This is a genomic window from bacterium (genome assembly GCA_036382775.1).
GTDB lineage: Bacteria > Hydrothermota > Tepidihabitantia > SM23-42 > JAOAFX01 > DASVHD01.
Genome location: DASVHD010000008.1, coordinates 1 through 15,177 on the forward strand (window position 1 = coordinate 1; position 15,177 = coordinate 15,177).

16 protein-coding genes are annotated in these 15,177 nt (G+C 51.8%); 9 read left to right on the forward strand and 7 right to left on the reverse strand.

Going from position 1 to position 15,177, the window contains the following annotated elements; translation table 11 throughout:
- The 4 genes from VF399_01580 to hutH all read left to right on the forward strand — a co-directional run.
- Positions 1–1,363 (forward strand): class I tRNA ligase family protein (locus tag VF399_01580; GenBank protein ID HEX7319029.1); only part of this gene is annotated, 1,363 nt, incomplete at its 5' end.
- A gap of 14 nt (positions 1,364–1,377) precedes the next feature.
- Positions 1,378–1,788, forward strand: coding sequence for a hypothetical protein (locus VF399_01585; protein HEX7319030.1), 411 nt, complete (start codon positions 1,378–1,380; stop codon positions 1,786–1,788).
- A 69-nt stretch (positions 1,789–1,857) separates the two neighbouring features.
- On the forward strand, positions 1,858–2,202 hold the full coding sequence (locus VF399_01590; GenBank protein ID HEX7319031.1) for a hypothetical protein: 345 nt from the start codon (positions 1,858–1,860) through the stop codon (positions 2,200–2,202).
- A complete protein-coding gene (gene hutH / locus VF399_01595; GenBank protein ID HEX7319032.1) occupies positions 2,196–3,692 on the forward strand; it encodes a histidine ammonia-lyase in 1,497 nt (498 codons plus the stop codon). The genes VF399_01590 and hutH overlap by 7 nt, the downstream gene beginning before the upstream one ends.
- Here hutH and VF399_01600 read toward each other — a convergent pair.
- Both VF399_01600 and ligA read right to left on the reverse strand, forming a co-directional pair.
- Positions 3,689–3,961, reverse strand: a complete 273-nt coding sequence (locus VF399_01600; GenBank protein HEX7319033.1) for a late competence development ComFB family protein — start codon at positions 3,959–3,961, stop codon at positions 3,689–3,691. The two genes, hutH and VF399_01600, sit on opposite strands and share 4 nt — an antisense overlap.
- A complete protein-coding gene (ligA, locus tag VF399_01605) occupies positions 3,958–5,970 on the reverse strand; it encodes an NAD-dependent DNA ligase LigA (GenBank protein ID HEX7319034.1) in 2,013 nt (670 codons plus the stop codon). Before ligA ends, VF399_01600 begins: the two co-directional genes overlap by 4 nt.
- A gap of 276 nt (positions 5,971–6,246) precedes the next feature.
- Between ligA and nadB the strand changes: the two genes are divergently transcribed.
- The 5 genes from nadB to VF399_01630 all read left to right on the forward strand — a co-directional run bounded on the left by nadB (position 6,247) and on the right by VF399_01630 (position 9,393).
- Positions 6,247–7,782 carry an L-aspartate oxidase gene (nadB, locus tag VF399_01610; GenBank protein ID HEX7319035.1) on the forward strand — a complete coding sequence of 512 codons (1,536 nt, stop codon included), beginning with the start codon at positions 6,247–6,249 and terminating at the stop codon, positions 7,780–7,782.
- A gap of 128 nt (positions 7,783–7,910) precedes the next feature.
- Positions 7,911–8,195, forward strand: coding sequence for a tetratricopeptide repeat protein (locus tag VF399_01615; protein HEX7319036.1), 285 nt, complete (start codon positions 7,911–7,913; stop codon positions 8,193–8,195).
- 88 nt (positions 8,196–8,283) lie between these two features.
- The gene (locus VF399_01620) at positions 8,284–8,922 is read left to right on the forward strand and encodes a DnaJ domain-containing protein (GenBank protein HEX7319037.1); all 639 of its coding nucleotides are present in this window, start codon (positions 8,284–8,286) and stop codon (positions 8,920–8,922) included.
- Positions 8,919–9,161 (forward strand): hypothetical protein, encoded by a 243-nt coding sequence (locus VF399_01625; GenBank protein ID HEX7319038.1) that lies wholly within the window; start codon positions 8,919–8,921, stop codon positions 9,159–9,161. The genes VF399_01620 and VF399_01625 overlap by 4 nt, the downstream gene beginning before the upstream one ends.
- 10 nt (positions 9,162–9,171) lie before the next feature.
- Entirely contained in the window at positions 9,172–9,393 is a 222-nt protein-coding gene (locus VF399_01630; protein HEX7319039.1) for a hypothetical protein, read from the forward strand.
- A gap of 227 nt (positions 9,394–9,620) precedes the next feature.
- Here the strand turns inward: VF399_01630 and VF399_01635 are convergent, their stop codons facing one another.
- The 5 genes from VF399_01635 to VF399_01655 are packed head-to-tail and all read right to left on the reverse strand — an operon-like array spanning position 9,621 to position 15,132.
- On the reverse strand, positions 9,621–10,547 hold the full coding sequence (locus tag VF399_01635; protein ID HEX7319040.1) for a CNNM domain-containing protein: 927 nt from the start codon (positions 10,545–10,547) through the stop codon (positions 9,621–9,623).
- Complete coding sequence (locus VF399_01640) at positions 10,544–11,776, reverse strand: hemolysin family protein (protein HEX7319041.1); 1,233 nt, start codon at positions 11,774–11,776, stop codon at positions 10,544–10,546. The genes VF399_01635 and VF399_01640 overlap by 4 nt, the downstream gene beginning before the upstream one ends.
- A complete protein-coding gene (ybeY, locus tag VF399_01645; GenBank protein HEX7319042.1) occupies positions 11,773–12,165 on the reverse strand; it encodes an rRNA maturation RNase YbeY in 393 nt (130 codons plus the stop codon). Before ybeY ends, VF399_01640 begins: the two co-directional genes overlap by 4 nt.
- The gene (locus VF399_01650) at positions 12,162–14,243 is read right to left on the reverse strand and encodes an HDIG domain-containing protein (GenBank protein ID HEX7319043.1); all 2,082 of its coding nucleotides are present in this window, start codon (positions 14,241–14,243) and stop codon (positions 12,162–12,164) included. Before VF399_01650 ends, ybeY begins: the two co-directional genes overlap by 4 nt.
- Entirely contained in the window at positions 14,221–15,132 is a 912-nt protein-coding gene (locus VF399_01655) for a PhoH family protein (protein HEX7319044.1), read from the reverse strand. Before VF399_01655 ends, VF399_01650 begins: the two co-directional genes overlap by 23 nt.
- Positions 15,133–15,177 lie beyond the last annotated feature (45 nt).

Here is a 15,177-nt window from a genome sequence, read left to right on the forward strand (position 1 = left end):
AGACGAGACCGGCTTCACGCACAAGGGCATCATCGTCTCCGAGAAAAAACCCAGCCGCTGCCCCGCCTGCGGTTCCACTGACATCAAGCAGGATGAGGATGTGCTTGACACATGGTTCTCGTCCTGGCTCTGGCCGTTTGCCACCCTGGGCTGGCCTGCCGAAACGGCTGACTTGAAGCGTTTTTATCCGACGCAGACGCTGGTTACCGCCTGGGATATCATTTACCTGTGGGTCGCGCGAATGATCATGGCCGGCATCGAATTCACCGGTCAGAAGCCGTTCAGCGACGTCGTGTTCCACACCATGGTCCGCGATGAAAAGGGACGAAAAATGTCAAAAAGCCTGGGCAATTCACCCGACCCCATGGACCTGGTGTCAAAGTACGGAGCGGACGCGCTCCGCCTGGGCATGATGCTCATCACGCCCCGGGAGCAGGACGTGCTCTTCTCCGAGAAATCGATCGATGTCGGCAGGAAATTCTGCAACAAACTATGGAACGCGTCCCGGCTCGTGTGGCTTAATGCGCAGGACAGCGGCACGGGCGGCCTGACGTCTTTGCAGGCAGAGGATCCCGGGAATGCGATCGATCAGTGGATATGCCAGGAATTCAACAATATGCTCAAGGACATCCAGCGGTTTTACCAGTCCTACGAGATCAATGCCATTGCCCGTAGACTCTATGACTTTATCTGGCACACCTACTGCGACTGGTACCTGGAATTCATAAAACTGCCGCCTTACAACAAGAACAATATGAGCGTCACTTTGACGCGGAAGATCCTCATCCTGCTGCACCCGTATATTCCGTTCATTACGGACGAACTTTTTTCACGGTTCGGCAAGGACCGCAGCATTCTGACCGAAAGGTGGCCAGAACCTTTCAAGTCAAGATCGAAAGATGATCATGACATCGATATCAGCGCTTTCATTGATTTTATCATGGCGGTCAGGAATATCAGGGGCATGTTCGCGATCAGTCCCAAAGAGAAACTCGATATCCACGTTGTTGCTTCCGACAATATGACCGCATTTTTACGCGATAACCAGCAGATCATACAAAAACTGGCCGGCATCGATATCCTGATGTTCGGCAGCGAACCTAAAGTTCCCGCCGCGGCGATCGTACTGCCCTCGCTTTTGTGCTACGTGATCCTCAAGGGGATCGACGTCACTAAAGAAAAAAAGAGATTGGAAAAAGAGATCGGTTTTCTGGCCGCCAAGATCGATGAGATCAAGTACCGCCTGAACAACCCGGAACACATGGACAAACTGAGCGATGAATTTAGACGGCTCGAACAGGACCGGCTTGAAACTTTCATCAACAAGCGAAACGGCATCCAGAATGCCATTAAAAGGTTATAGAACGGGATAAAAAAATGAAATATCTTGGATGGATCATTGCTATCATAACCATGATCTTTGCCGCCTACCTGTACCAGTCAAAGTACGTGCCTTTGAAAGCCAGTATCAGCAAATTGGAGCAAGAGATCGCCATGTGGGAGGATGTTTTAAAAGGAGAAAAAGGCCTTACCGGTGATCGCAATAGTTTTCCCGCTGAACGATTCTTTGATGACGACAAGCTGACCGCGTACGCAGAAGTGGAGATCATCCGGAGGTTCGACCCGCATTACAAGGGTATCGAAATTTTCATATCGGCACCGAATGCGTTGACCCGGATCAAGGATATCCTGCGCTTTTTAGACGAGCAGAAGATCGAATACCAGAGCATGTATTGCATTGCGATAATCGATTCGATCGAAAAATTCGAATACAAATACACTAAATAATAGAAGATGGGCTAGGGTTTGGAAACTGGAGATATAATAAAGACGAAGTCATATAAAATATTAATTTTCATGTTGATCGCAATGACCGGCATGGCTTTTGCCCAGAAAAAGTCGGCGAGCCTGGCAATGCTGCTCAGCGTCATCCCGGGCGGCGGGCAGTTCTACACCGAACACTACATAACGGGCTCGGTGATCGCCGGCGGTGAGATCGCGCTCGGCTATCTCGCATACAAATACCATACCGAGGCCAAGGAAGATTCTACTAAATACGCATCCCGGAATTCCATCCTTTGGTGGGGATTCTTTCTTTTCGGTTACTCGCTCGCTGATGCTTATGTCAGCGCCAAGATGTACGGGTTTGACGTACAGGCCGACATCAACAAGGTAAGTCTGCTTATTTACCGCCGATGGTAACGCTTGACGGCGACACCCTGACGATCGAATCCCTGGCCAATATCGCCCGTCGCGGTCTGCGGGTCAGGATCGATCCGAAAAAATGGAAGGGAGTATCCAGAGCTAAAGATTTCGTAAGCCATCACCAGCATAGCAAAAAAGCCCTGTACGGTATCAACACCGGTTTTGGCGCGCTGTCCCAGGTGAGGATCAATCGCCGGGACCTGACCGAACTCCAGCACAACATCCTGCTGAGCCATCACGCTGGAGTGGGCGCCCCGTTCGCCAAGGAGCTGGTGAGGGCTGCCATCGCACTGAGAATAAACACGCTTATCAAAGGGTACTCCGGCGTGTCCAGAAAACTCATCACGTCACTGACCGCGCTGCTCAACAAGGACATCATACCGCTAGTGCCGATGAAAGGCTCAGTGGGAGCATCAGGCGACCTCGCGCCAATGGCCGCGCTGGGGTTGGTTCTGGTAGGCAAAAGCAGCGTCTTTTATAAAGGCAGGCAGATGCCGTCATCAAAAGCTCTTCGACTGGCGGGCATGAAACCGCTGGTCCTGCAGCCAAAGGAAGGGCTTTCACTGATCAACGGAACGCAGTTTTCATGCGCGATCGCGGCCCTGGTCAACATTGAAGGCAGATTCCTGTGCGATACCGCCGATCTATGCGGTGCGTTGAGCCTTGACGCCCTGCGGAACAGCGTGACGCCGTTCGACCCCCGGCTCTTTACGGTGCGCCCCCAGCCGGGCGCGCAGCGGTCGGCACGGAACATCCGCAACCTGCTTAGGGGCAGCGAAATACTGCATTCCCATGCGCACTGTCCCAAGGTCCAGGATCCCTATTCCCTCAGATGCCTTGCCCAGGTGCACGGCGCAGTGCGCGATCTGTATGATAACACGAGAAAAACGATAACGATCGAGATGAATTCGGTCACCGACAATCCGATAATTTTCGCGGACCAGAATGCGGTTATCAGCGGCGGGAATTTCCACGGCGAATCAATAGCGTTCTCGTCCGACATGATGGCGATCGGGCTCGCCGAGCTCGCATCGATATCCGAACGCAGGATCTACCGGCTGCTTGATTCCAAACTGAGCGGACTTAATCCTTTTCTCACGAAAAAACCAGGTTTGAATTCGGGTTTCATGATGTCGCAGGTTACGGCTGCGGCGTTAGTCTCACAGAACAAGATCCTCTGCCACCCGGCATCAGTGGATTCGATCCCCACATCCGCCGGTCAGGAAGATCATGTCAGCATGTCAATGAATGCGGGGTTGAAAGCACTTGAGGTCCTGCAGAACACGCGCTATGTGCTGGCGATCGAACTCCTGTGCGCATGCCAGGCGATCGATCTGCTCAAACCGCTGAAAACTTCACCTGGTCTTGAAAGAATAAAGACCCGGGTCCGGCAGCTGGTCCCTTTCATCGAAACGGACCGGCCCTTGACTCCCCTTATTGAATCCCTGAAAAACCTGATCAGCAAACAGCAGTTGCGGCTCGATTAGTGCCGCGGCGTTTTTTTGACCTTCTCGATCGCCTTGATCAATTCGACCATGACCTGCGCCTGTAGTTGATCCTTGTTCAGATTGTACATGGTCATGATGTGGCCGACATCGGTCGTGACGTACATGGCCGGCAGATTATTGAGCGTCAGCGTCATGATATCCTGATAGCAGTTGTCGCATTTGCAGATGGTCTTGTCTTTAGTACATAATTTTTGGAACTCATCACGGACTATTTTCTCGATATAGTTTATGATCGGCTGTTCTTTCATTTCTTTTTCTCCTTGATTAACTGCAAAAATTCCTTTTCACTGATGGTCTTCACGCCCAGTTTCTGCGCTTTGTCGTATTTTGAACCCGGGTTTGAGCCGGCTACGACAAAATCGGTCTTCCTGGATACGGACGTTGACGGTTGCCCGCCCAGTTTCCTTACCAGCGCCTGGGCATCCTCCCGCGTCATGGCGGTCAATTCGCCGGTAAATATGAAGGTCTTGCCTTTCAGTATCGCTTCGCGCGCTGTCTGATCGCTTTTGAATTTCAAACCCCTGAGCCTCAGATTCTCGATGAGCTTTTTATTTCTCGCGTTGTGGAAATAATCCACGATCCCGGCCGCGATGACCGGACCGATACCCATGATGTTCGACAGCTGTTCCTCATCGGCCTTCATGATCTCGTCCACGGTCCTGAATCTGGTCACCAAGATCGACGAGGCGTTGATACCCACGTTGGGGATCCCCAAGGCATACAGCACGTTTGAGAAATCTTTTTCCTTGCTGTGCTCGATGGCCTCGACAAGGTTGCGCGCGCTCTTTTCGCCCATCCGCTCCACACCGGAAAGTGCCGTGGTGTCCAGTTTGCTGTAAATATCGTCAAAGTTGCTCAACAAACCGGCATCGACGAGTTTGCTGACCAGCATATAACCCAGCCCCTCTATGTCCATTGCCGGCCGCGACGCGAAATGCAGGATCGCGCCCTTGATCTGGGCCGGGCATGAAGCGTTGACGCACCGCCAATCGGCCTCGCCCGGCAGACGAAAGGATTTCTCAAGGCAGACCGGGCATTCGGCTGGAAATCGAAATTGTCTTTCCCCGCCGGTCCGGCGATCCTTGATCACACCCACGACCTTGGGAATGACCTCGCCGCCCTTTTCGATGATCACGTGGTCGCCAACCCTGATATCCTTCCGCTTGATCTCGTCCTCGTTGTGCAGGGTCGCCCGCGAGATCGTCGAACCGGATAACGGCACTGGTTCCAGGACCGCGACGGGCGTGATCCGTCCTGTCCTGCCGACCTGCAGGTGGATGTCGTTAAGCCTGGTGATCGCCTGGCGCGCCGGATATTTGTAAGCGATTGCCCAGCGCGGGCTTTTGATGGTGTACCCAAGCACGTCCCGGTCACGGAAATAATCCACCTTCACCACCAGGCCGTCTACTTCGAACTCAAGCCGGTCGCGCTTGTCCTCCCACTCCTTTACGTATTTAATTACGTCATCTATGGTCGCGCACACCTTCAGGCCGGGGACGATCTTGAACCCGATCGCGTGCAGTCTTTTCAGCACTTCGGAATGCCGCTGACACTTTGCACCGGGCGCGTTTACTATCGTATGAATGAAGATATCAAGCCCTCTTTTTGCGACTTCCCTGGGATCGAGCAATTTCAATGTTCCGGCCGCCGCGTTCCGGGGGTTGGCGAACCGCGGCTCGCCCATGCGCTCGTGTTCATCATTGATGCGCTCGAACGCCTTCTTTGGCAGATAGACTTCTCCCCTGACCTCGATCGTACCCAGATCCTTTTCATCGCCGAGGATCTGCATGGGTATCGACCTGATCGTCATCAGGTTCTGCGTGATGTCGTCGCCGCGAATGCCATCGCCACGGGTCGCGCCGAGCGCGAAAACGCCGTCTTTGTAGTGCAGTGACACGGCCACACCGTCGACCTTCAAGGTAGCTTCATAGGCGGTCGGCCGGCTCAGCAGTTTGGCCATCCGATCATCGAATTCCCTGAGTTCGTCCTCTGAATAGGTATTGTCCAGGCTCAGCATTTTGATTTTGTGCTCGACCGTTTTAAAACCGTTCAAAGGTTCGCCGCCAATCCGCCGGGTAGGCGAGTCCCGCGTGGCGAGCCGGGGGAACTTTTGCTCAAGATCCTGCAATTTTTTATATAGCTGGTCGTAGTCGTGATCCGTGATCACGGGGTCGTTGAGCACGTAGTAGCGGTAATTATGGTAATTAATATCCTTTTTCAGGCGCGCGATCTCTTTTTTTGCTTCCGATAGGGTCATGGTATTCTTTTATTTATCAATCAATTATATATAACTTTATTAACGAGTCAACCTGAACAACCATTGACCCCATTAGAAATCCACAGAGCTGCTAGTATTAATGCACAAGATCAGTGGTTTAGGGTTTGGAAGCGGGAATAGAAACAGGTTGTTTGTTTGGGGTGTTAGACCCAAACTACAACCCCAAAACCGTGAACCATTCTAATTTCCCAGCCCAAAACCTTTTAACCATCCGTTATGGGTTGACACTCCACTTGTTTTATATACAATTGAACAATGCCGAAACGAGTAGATTTCCTGGTTGTCGGCTCAGGGATTGCAGGACTTACCTTCGCGAGCAAGACTGCCCGGCACGGTTCAGTCATGCTGCTCACCAAAAAAAGAAAGGCTGATTCTAACACAAACTACGCGCAGGGCGGTATCGCGTCGGTATTTGGCAAGGACGATAGCATTGATCTTCACATCAAGGATACCATTACCGTAGGCGAAGGATTATCACATAAGAATGCCGTAGAGATCATGGCGCGTGAAGGACCTGTACTTGTCCAGGAGCTGTACGACATAGGCTGCCGGTTCTCGACTAAAAGCGACGGGTCGTTCGACCTGGGCCAGGAAGGCGGTCACTCGCGCCGGCGCATCGTCCATGCCAAAGATTTCACCGGTTATGAGATCGAGCGCGTGCTTCTGGAAGAAGCCAAGCGGCATGACATCGTCATCAGCGAGAACGATATCGTGTTGGATCTGATCATCCACCACGGTGAATGTATGGGCATTTATTTCTTTGACGCTAACACTCAGCGGATCGACAGGCTGCTGGCCAACGCTACGATCCTGGCGACGGGCGGCGTCGGTCAGGTTTTTCTGCACACAACCAATCCTCCGATCGCGACGGGCGATGGCATTGCTATGGCGTACCGCGCTGGAGCTGAGGTCAGTAACCTTGAATTCGTGCAGTTCCATCCGACCGCGGTCTACAACATCAAGATCGACGGACGATCGTTCCTGATATCCGAAGCGGTACGGGGCGAGGGCGGGATACTGAAAACAATCGCCGGCGAAGCTTTCATGAAAAAATACCACCCGCTCGGCAACCTTGCCCCCCGGGATATCGTCGCCCGTGCCTGCCTTATGGAAATGCATAAAACTGATTCCCCTTACGTACTGCTCGATGTGACGCCGCTGAAATCCGATTTCATCAAAAACCGGTTCCCCACCATATACGATACCTGTTACAAATGGGGTATCGATATCACCCGCGAACCGATCCCGGTCGTCCCCGCAGCTCACTATATGTGCGGCGGGATCAAGGTCAATACCTGGGCAGAAACCTCGATCCCCCGTCTTTTTGCACTGGGTGAATGCGCATGTACTGGCGTTCATGGCGCCAACCGCCTTGCTTCTAACTCCCTGCTTGAGGCGCTTGTTTTTGCATCAAGAGCAGCTCACCGGGTAAAAAAGATCACGGACCTGAACTCAAAAAGAGCCGTTGACATGAAAAGAGAGGCACGCACCGGTTCTGATTTCAAACTTGCGGTCAAGGACCTTATGAGCGCGTATGCTGGCGTCATGAGGTCTGAAACCGAACTGATAAAAGCTCAGGCAAGGATCAATGAATATCAGTCACAATTTGACGACGGGATCCATCTGATCAACGCGGAATCTAAAAATCTCGTAGAGATCGCTAACTTGATCATCAAGTGCTGTCTGTTGCGCAAGGAATCGCGGGGACTGCATTATATGCTCGAATATCAAGACAAGAACAATAAGTATCTGAAAGACACGGTGATATGCAAAGAAGAGAAGAAGAGATGAAGAGATGCGGGGATGAAAAAAATGGGGATCTGGGGATAAGCAGGGATGGGGATACGATTTTTTTCTGCGTATATCTGCGAATTTATCATTTATCTGCGCACTCTGCGCGGTAAAACGAGGAAAGGAGAATGGAACACGGAGAAATTGAGGTCCTGCTGGAAGTGGGTCAGACATATCTCTTGAACAAAGAATATGAACAGGCGATCTTCAAGTTCGCGGCGGCGTTGAAAATGAACCCGCATGACCCCGAAGTTTATTATTACCTGGGCCTTGCTTATGAAGGTGCCGGGAAACTTACCGAAGCAGTAGATATGTATGAAAAAACACTGGTGCTTGATGGCGCATTTTCCAACGCGGAGATCCGCCGGGATGAAATAAAGGCGAAATTGAGCAAACCGGCGCAACAAAAATAACAGGAGGTGTAGTACAAAATATAAACGTAGTCGGCGTCCGGGACTTGACACATAGGCATTAATGAGTATAATCGGGTGCAAATAAAATATGGAGAATTACTATACTATTCTCGGTGTTGCCAAGACGGCAACGCCGGGGGAGATCAAAACCACCTATCTGAAACTGGCTCGTAAATACCACCCTGACCGGTTCATAGACGAGAACGAAAAGAAAAAAGCCAACGAGGAATTCGCCAATATCACGGCGGCGTACCGCACTCTTTCCGATGACAAACTGAAGGCTGAATACGATAAAAGCCTGGAAACGGGCGTGAAACCACAGGACGAAGCGCACGAAACTCAGGCAAAGAACGCTTTTAGCCGGGCGATAGCGTTCTTAAAACAGAACGATCCCTGGCGCGCCGTCAACCTCCTTCGTATCGCCTGCCGGTACAACCCGCAGCCGATTTACCTGTCCTACCTCGGCCTTGCGCTTGTCTATACGAGGCAGTATAAGGTCGAAGGTTTCGAAAAACTGAAAGAAGCAGCAAAACAGATGATGTTCAACCCGACCGTCCACGTCAACATCGGTCTTGCCCATGAATTCCTCGGCGACAAAACAGAGGCACTCAAATCGTTTTACGAAACCCTGAACTGGGACCCGAAAAATGAAGCCGCCCAGAAGGGGATCGCGCGGCTGGAAGAAAAAAAGAGCGGCTTTTTCGGTAAATTTTTCGGTAGAAAATGAAAAAAACCGACAGCCTGACCTTGCTTGAGGAGCTCTGCGAAAAACTATCGATTACGGTGAAATATGACCGCTTCTTCGGCCGCGGTGGTTATTGTAAACTCAGGGAAAGACCGTTTTTCATCATCAATGACAGCCTTTCTAACGACGCCAAAGAGCAGATCTTTGTGAATGAACTCAGATCGCTCGACTTCAGCAATATTTACATTCCTCCGAAACTCAGGGAGCTGTTCGACCGTTAGCTGAAACCATATGGCAGTGCTGATCGCCGTCATCTTTTTGGGTCTGTTCTTTTGGCTCGGGAACCTGCATGTTCTCATCCTTGGCCGAGACTGGCCCTTGATCCTGATATTCCTGGGGCTTCTGCAATTCTTTGACTTCAGCCATAGGTCGGCCAAGCAGAAAATCCTGAATGACCTCGAGAAGGCTAGGATCACGCCGGTCGAAGCCGAAGAAAAACTCAAACAGCTGTAATAAACGAGCTGACTCCGGGATTTAAGCCGTCAGGCTTTTGTAAAACTCTTACGAGTTAACTCCATATCTTTGCAAGGCTAAAGCCCCGCTGCGCAGGATCATGACCTTGCCCTACTTTAATATCGTGCTTTGCGATTCCTGCAAGTGTAACGATCCTGCATATCCTGCATCTTCCACTTTTCATCCCTACATCTCTTCATCTCCGCATCTTTTCATCCCTGCTTCTCTTATTTCTCATCCCTGATCTCCCCGACCAACTCCTCGATCAGATCCTCCAGCGTAACAATACCGTTAACTGACCCGTCAGAACCCCGAACGATTGCCATGTGTTCACCCTTTTCTTTCATGGTCATGAAAACGGTCATGCACCTTTCGTCCGCTTTCACATAATACGGAGGCCGCGTTGCCGCCTTATCGGTATATATGTAATCCTTGATATTGAAGATCCCAATAATATCACCGGGCTTATCGCTGAATACGGGCCAGCGCGTGAACACGCGGTCGGGCTTCTCGGAGATCACGCTTTTTTCCTCGCCCTGTTTACACATATGCGCAGCATCCAGTGGTATCATGACATCGGAAATGACGCGGTGAGAGAAATTGAACAGCCGTGACGCCAGTTTGCTGGTCTCCTTTTCATATTCGGTCATGGCAAAGACTATGTCCGAATGGCGGATGATGTCGGTCCGTTTTTTTATACCCAGGATCAGTCCGATGCCACGGGCGATGGCTGAAAAAACGATGACCACCGGTGTCAGGACGAACTCAAGGGTATAAATGAGATCGCTCAGCATCACCAGTGCCGTCTCCGGGATCGTCAGGGCGATCGCTTTAGGAATATACTGACCGATCACGAGCGAGAACAGGGACAGAATAACGGTCGAAAGAATGACCCAATTACTACCCCAGCGGAAAATAAAGAATTGCGCGAAAAAAGTCGATGCCACTACCAGCAGTAGATCCTCGCATATCAGGATCGTTGAAAAAAACCGGTCCGGTTTATCAAGGAACTTGCGCGTTCTTGATGCCCAGTGCTTTTTTTCAAGAATTGCTCTGCCCAGGCGTGATCTTTCTATGCTCATGACCGCGGTCTCGGTCGCCGTGAACAACCCCTGCAGTATGATCAAAATGAAAGGAATGAAAAAAAGGATCATCGTTTTCTCACCACGACCTTGCGGATCGTGCGATTATGTATCTCGGAGACAGTGCATTCGTAATCATCGAAGATCACGGTGTCGTCTTCGCGGGGGAAGCGGCCCAGGGTCCTCAGGATCAAGGCCGCCAGACGCTCGCCCGTTTCGCCAAACGCGCGTGTTTTGAAAACTTGATTGACCTCGGACACGCTGATGTCGCCGTCGAACTGATAGACATCGGAAGCCACCTTCTGGTAGGGAATATCGGCGGCGCTGTCATACTCATCAACGATCTCGCCGAACAAAGTTTCCAGGATATCTTCCAGGGTAACGATCCCCATGTAATCGCCGAATTCATCGACGACTACCGCGAAATGAACGCCCTTTTTCCGGAATTCGAGCAGGACCGAATCCAGCGATTTCGTTTCCGGAACATAATATGGTTCGCGCGCCAGTTGGGATACGGGAAGGCTCTCGAGCGATGACCGGCCGAGCAGGTCCTTGGCGTATAGCACGCCGCAGACATCTCCTCTGTTATCGTGAACGACGACCCTTGAGTGCCTTGTTTTCCGGACGAGACGCAGGGCATCCGAGGCCTGGTCATCGATGCCGATGCCAATCACCCTGGTCCGGGGCGTCATGATCTCGCTTACTTTCCTTTTGCCGAACGTAAGGATCTGATATCCGATGCGCTCTTCGCTCTCATCGAGGAGACTGCTTTGCTTGGCTTCGTTCAGCATGAACCGGATCTCGCTCTCGGTAATGATGTTCTTTGGACGCTCCGCGGCTAAACGGCGGATCAGTGATTCGGAGAACCACAACACGGGCGTGAAAACCCTGGTGATGACTTTAATTACTCCGCTGAACCGAAGCGCGAGCAACTCCGCCCTGGAAAAGGCCAGCACCTTAGGGGTGATCTCGCCCCATATGAGCAGGATCGAAGTCATAAGCACGAACTCAATGATAAACGACAGCACTGTGTTGAGATGGTGCCGGTTCACAACCTGCACCAGGATAATGGCTGCCACCGATGATGCTCCTATGTTGACCAGCAAGTTTGACAGCAGCAACGAGGCCAGCGTTTTGCCGGGTTCTTTTTTGATCGCTTCCAGCTGCCTGGCGCCTTTTTTGTTTTCAAAGAGCAACGTTCTCACGCGGAAACGCGAAAGTGAAAAGATCGCGGTCTCCATGCCGGAAAAGAAAGCACTGGCACAAAGGAAAAGGATTATCAGCACAACTTGAATGGTCACCGAGCACCTCTTTTACAGATGACTTTGCCGATATATTCAAGGCATTTTCTGTTCATGCGGCGCTCGTCCGACTTTGTCAGATGGTCATGACCGGCGACATGAAGCAGGCCGTGCGCAATGTAATAGTACGCATCGGCTTGGTCCCGCGTCTGGTCTAGGGAAATGTATATTTCAACGAGGTGGTCGAATGTAAAGGCAATAACGTTGGTCGGACGGTTCTTATGGAAAAAAGTGCGGTTGAGAGAGCGCAGATAAGCGTCATCCGCCAGTACGATATTGACCTGGCTTGAGGCACAGCCCTCCTGGCCTGTGATCGACCGAACAAGCCGCGTAACCGCTTTCGAGCTGATCCGCGGCGATTTTTTTAGCCGGTATATTTTTACGTTCATTCAGGCGGTTGAGCAGCGGGCACCGCCTCTGTTTCCTGGTCTTGGTAAACGACGCGGGGATGAAATATGCCGTTAAGGATCGGCAAAAAAGCCGTCTTGACCAGTTCGAGCTCGTAGCGGTTGATCGGGCACTCGTCCAGCTGACCGTCGTTGAATTTTTTGTCGAAGCTGTCCCGGACGATCTTCTGGATCTTGGTCACCGAGATATTTTTTTCGCTGCGCGCCGCGGCTTCAACGCTGTCGGCAAGCATGACGATCGCGGCCTCCCGGGTCTTGGGTTTGGGACCAGGGTAGCGGAAATCGTCCTCCTTCACGCCGTCGGCAAGATGCATGGCCCTTTTGTAGAACAGCTCCACCAGGGTCGTGCCGTGGTGTTCGGCGATGATATCCATGAGCTTGCGGGGGAGGTTCATGGCTTTGGCCATGTCTATCCCTTCCTTAACGTGCGATACGATGACGAGCACGCTCATCTGGGGTTTGAGGTTATCATGGGGGTTCTTAGCGCCCAGCTGGTTCTCGATGAAATAATCGGCCTTTTTCATCTTGCCGATATCGTGATAATAAGCCCCGACCCTGGCCAGCACGGGATCCGCCCCAATCGAGGACGCGCCTGCTTCGGCAAGGTTGCCGACCACCACCGAGTGGTGGAACGTTCCGGGGCTGGTCAACGACATTTCCTTGAATATAGGCAGGTTCAGATTGCCCAGTTCCAACAGCGTCAGATCGGTCGTGAAATCGAATAGCCGTTCCAGAAAGGGCAGGAGAACGCCCACGGCGACGCTGCTGATGGCGCTGTTCATGAACCCCTCGCCGAGGTAAAGGAAGTTGACTCCCTTTTTATTGATATAAAGGTCGATGAAAAGGATGGTCAGGATATTAGCCAGGCCTATGTAGATCATCGGGCGATACAGCGAAAGCCGTGTACGTATGGTCTGGCTTGAAAAACAGGCGACCAGTCCGCTGATCAGAAGGTAGATCATGAATGGCAGCGAATTAAGGATCACCCCGAACACGGAAGCGAAGATCAGCGTGAAGAAGATGCCGGTATAGAAATTGAAGTACATGGCGAGGATGAAAACAAAACACGATATCGGCAGCAGATACAGCGCGTTCGCCTCGTACGCGATCTTGCCGATAACCAGGTATACCGCGAAGAGAAGCGCGATGAAATACAGACTCTTTTCCCGGAACATGGCCTGCTGTGTAAGCCCGCTGAAACGAAAGAGAATGAAGATCACGGCCAGCAGGAAGATGTTGCGGATGATGACCGTTTTCACGATATCCCACGTTCCCAGGGTTGTGTAAGTCATTTCCATCGCCTGCAGGGTTTCGAGCCCCTCTTTGGTCACGCGCTTGTGTTTTTCAATGATGATCTCGCCCTTGAGGATCTCCTTTTTAACGCGCGGGACGCTGCTGAAAACCTCATCGATCCTTTGCTGGGTCTTGGCCTGGTTGAAAATGACGTTGGGTGCAAGGAAAGAACCGACCAATTTCCGGTAAGAGCCGTTCCCCGTGCCCAGGACCAGATTTTCTGCTTCAGCGACCGTCGGGATCGCGTCGATCGATTCGACCGTTTCCTTATCGCCGGACGCGATCGTGATGATCCGGTAAGAGAAAGGTTTGTCATCGATCACCCATGGCGCATAGATCCGCGTAATATCGCCGCTCAACCGCTTGAGCACGGTCTTGTAACTCATCTTTATCATGTAAAGGACCAGATCGCGCGGCACGCCGTAAACGTTCTCGATCATCTGGGCCAGCGAATCGCGACTGGCGATGGTACTCAGCGAATCGATGCTGGAACCGATCGCGTCGATCTTCCGGTGGATGGATTTGACCAAGGTATTGTCAAGATTATAGACCGGCGGGATCCTTTTTTCGATGGCATCACGCTCTTCCAGTAATTCCTGCTCGCTCCGCGGAACGGAAAAATCGTACGGCGCGATGATATCATCCGGTGCGACATCGCCCTCTTTCAGGAACGTTTTGCGGTGGAAAATGGGCGGCATGAAGATCAGGTTATATAGCAGTATGGTGCCGAGGAAAATGATCAGTTTATGATGAACTCTTATTTTCATAGGCCCTGATAATGGATTGCACGAGATGATGCCTCACGACGTCCTGATCATTCAGGTAAATGAAACGAATGCCGCTGATCTGTTTTAAGAGATTCTGGATCTCGATCAATCCGGAATTCACTTCGGGCGGCAGGTCGACCTGGGTGATATCACCGGTAACCACAACTTTTGACCGCCAGCCCATACGGGTCAGGAACATCTTCATTTGCATACCCGTCGTATTCTGCGCCTCGTCGAGGATTATGAACGCGTCGTTCAATGTGCGGCCCCGCATATAAGCGAGCGGCGCGACTTCAATGACCTTCATTTCCAGGTATTTCCGCACTTTGTCATAGGGCAGGAAATCATTCAAGGCGTCATATAACGGTCGGAGATACGGGTCGACTTTCTCCTCGATCGCACCGGGCAGGAATCCCAGCGACTCCCCGGCTTCGACCGCCGGCCGGGTCAGGATGATCCTCTCGACCTTCTTGCACATCAAATAAGCGACAGCCTTAGCCACGCCGAGATATGTCTTGCCGGTCCCGGCCGGTCCGATGCTAATGACGATATCGTTCTCTTCGATCGCAACCAGATATTCTGCCTGTCCGGCACTCTTTGCCCTGACCAGACGTTTGGGCGTGACGACGGAACGGGCGTCATTTTCAGTTGCTCCCGGCGCCACGATCTCTGGGATCGCGGTGCCAGCTCCAATAGCGACGCCCTTTAACAGGTTCTGGATGTATCTCTTCGCTTCCCTGACCTTTTGCTGATCGCCTTTAATATATATGAAATCACCGCGCATGGTGACGGCAAGGTTGAACGTGGTCTGGAGCTTGCGTATCAGTTCATCCTCGAACCCGGCGACCAGCGTGGGGTCTAAACCGGCTATTGATATCGATGCTTTCATTGAGATGTCTGAAAATTAAAATAGGGAGGGGTTACTATGAACCCC

What these genes read in the sequence shown, in the direction of transcription:
- VF399_01585 (HEX7319030.1), top strand. Translation starts at nt 1,378, where the DNA reads ATGAAATATCTTGGATGGATCATTGCTATCATAACCATGATCTTTGCC.
- VF399_01590 (HEX7319031.1), top strand. Translation starts at nt 1,858, where the DNA reads ATGTTGATCGCAATGACCGGCATGGCTTTTGCCCAGAAAAAGTCGGCG.
- hutH (HEX7319032.1), top strand. Translation starts at nt 2,196, where the DNA reads ATGGTAACGCTTGACGGCGACACCCTGACGATCGAATCCCTGGCCAAT.
- VF399_01600 (HEX7319033.1), bottom strand. Translation starts at nt 3,961, where the DNA reads ATGAAAGAACAGCCGATCATAAACTATATCGAGAAAATAGTCCGTGAT.
- ligA (HEX7319034.1), bottom strand. Translation starts at nt 5,970, where the DNA reads ATGACCCTATCGGAAGCAAAAAAAGAGATCGCGCGCCTGAAAAAGGAT.
- nadB (HEX7319035.1), top strand. Translation starts at nt 6,247, where the DNA reads ATGCCGAAACGAGTAGATTTCCTGGTTGTCGGCTCAGGGATTGCAGGA.
- VF399_01615 (HEX7319036.1), top strand. Translation starts at nt 7,911, where the DNA reads ATGGAACACGGAGAAATTGAGGTCCTGCTGGAAGTGGGTCAGACATAT.
- VF399_01620 (HEX7319037.1), top strand. Translation starts at nt 8,284, where the DNA reads ATGGAGAATTACTATACTATTCTCGGTGTTGCCAAGACGGCAACGCCG.
- VF399_01625 (HEX7319038.1), top strand. Translation starts at nt 8,919, where the DNA reads ATGAAAAAAACCGACAGCCTGACCTTGCTTGAGGAGCTCTGCGAAAAA.
- VF399_01630 (HEX7319039.1), top strand. Translation starts at nt 9,172, where the DNA reads ATGGCAGTGCTGATCGCCGTCATCTTTTTGGGTCTGTTCTTTTGGCTC.
- VF399_01635 (HEX7319040.1), bottom strand. Translation starts at nt 10,547, where the DNA reads ATGATCCTTTTTTTCATTCCTTTCATTTTGATCATACTGCAGGGGTTG.
- ybeY (HEX7319042.1), bottom strand. Translation starts at nt 12,165, where the DNA reads ATGAACGTAAAAATATACCGGCTAAAAAAATCGCCGCGGATCAGCTCG.
- VF399_01650 (HEX7319043.1), bottom strand. Translation starts at nt 14,243, where the DNA reads ATGAAAATAAGAGTTCATCATAAACTGATCATTTTCCTCGGCACCATA.
- VF399_01655 (HEX7319044.1), bottom strand. Translation starts at nt 15,132, where the DNA reads ATGAAAGCATCGATATCAATAGCCGGTTTAGACCCCACGCTGGTCGCC.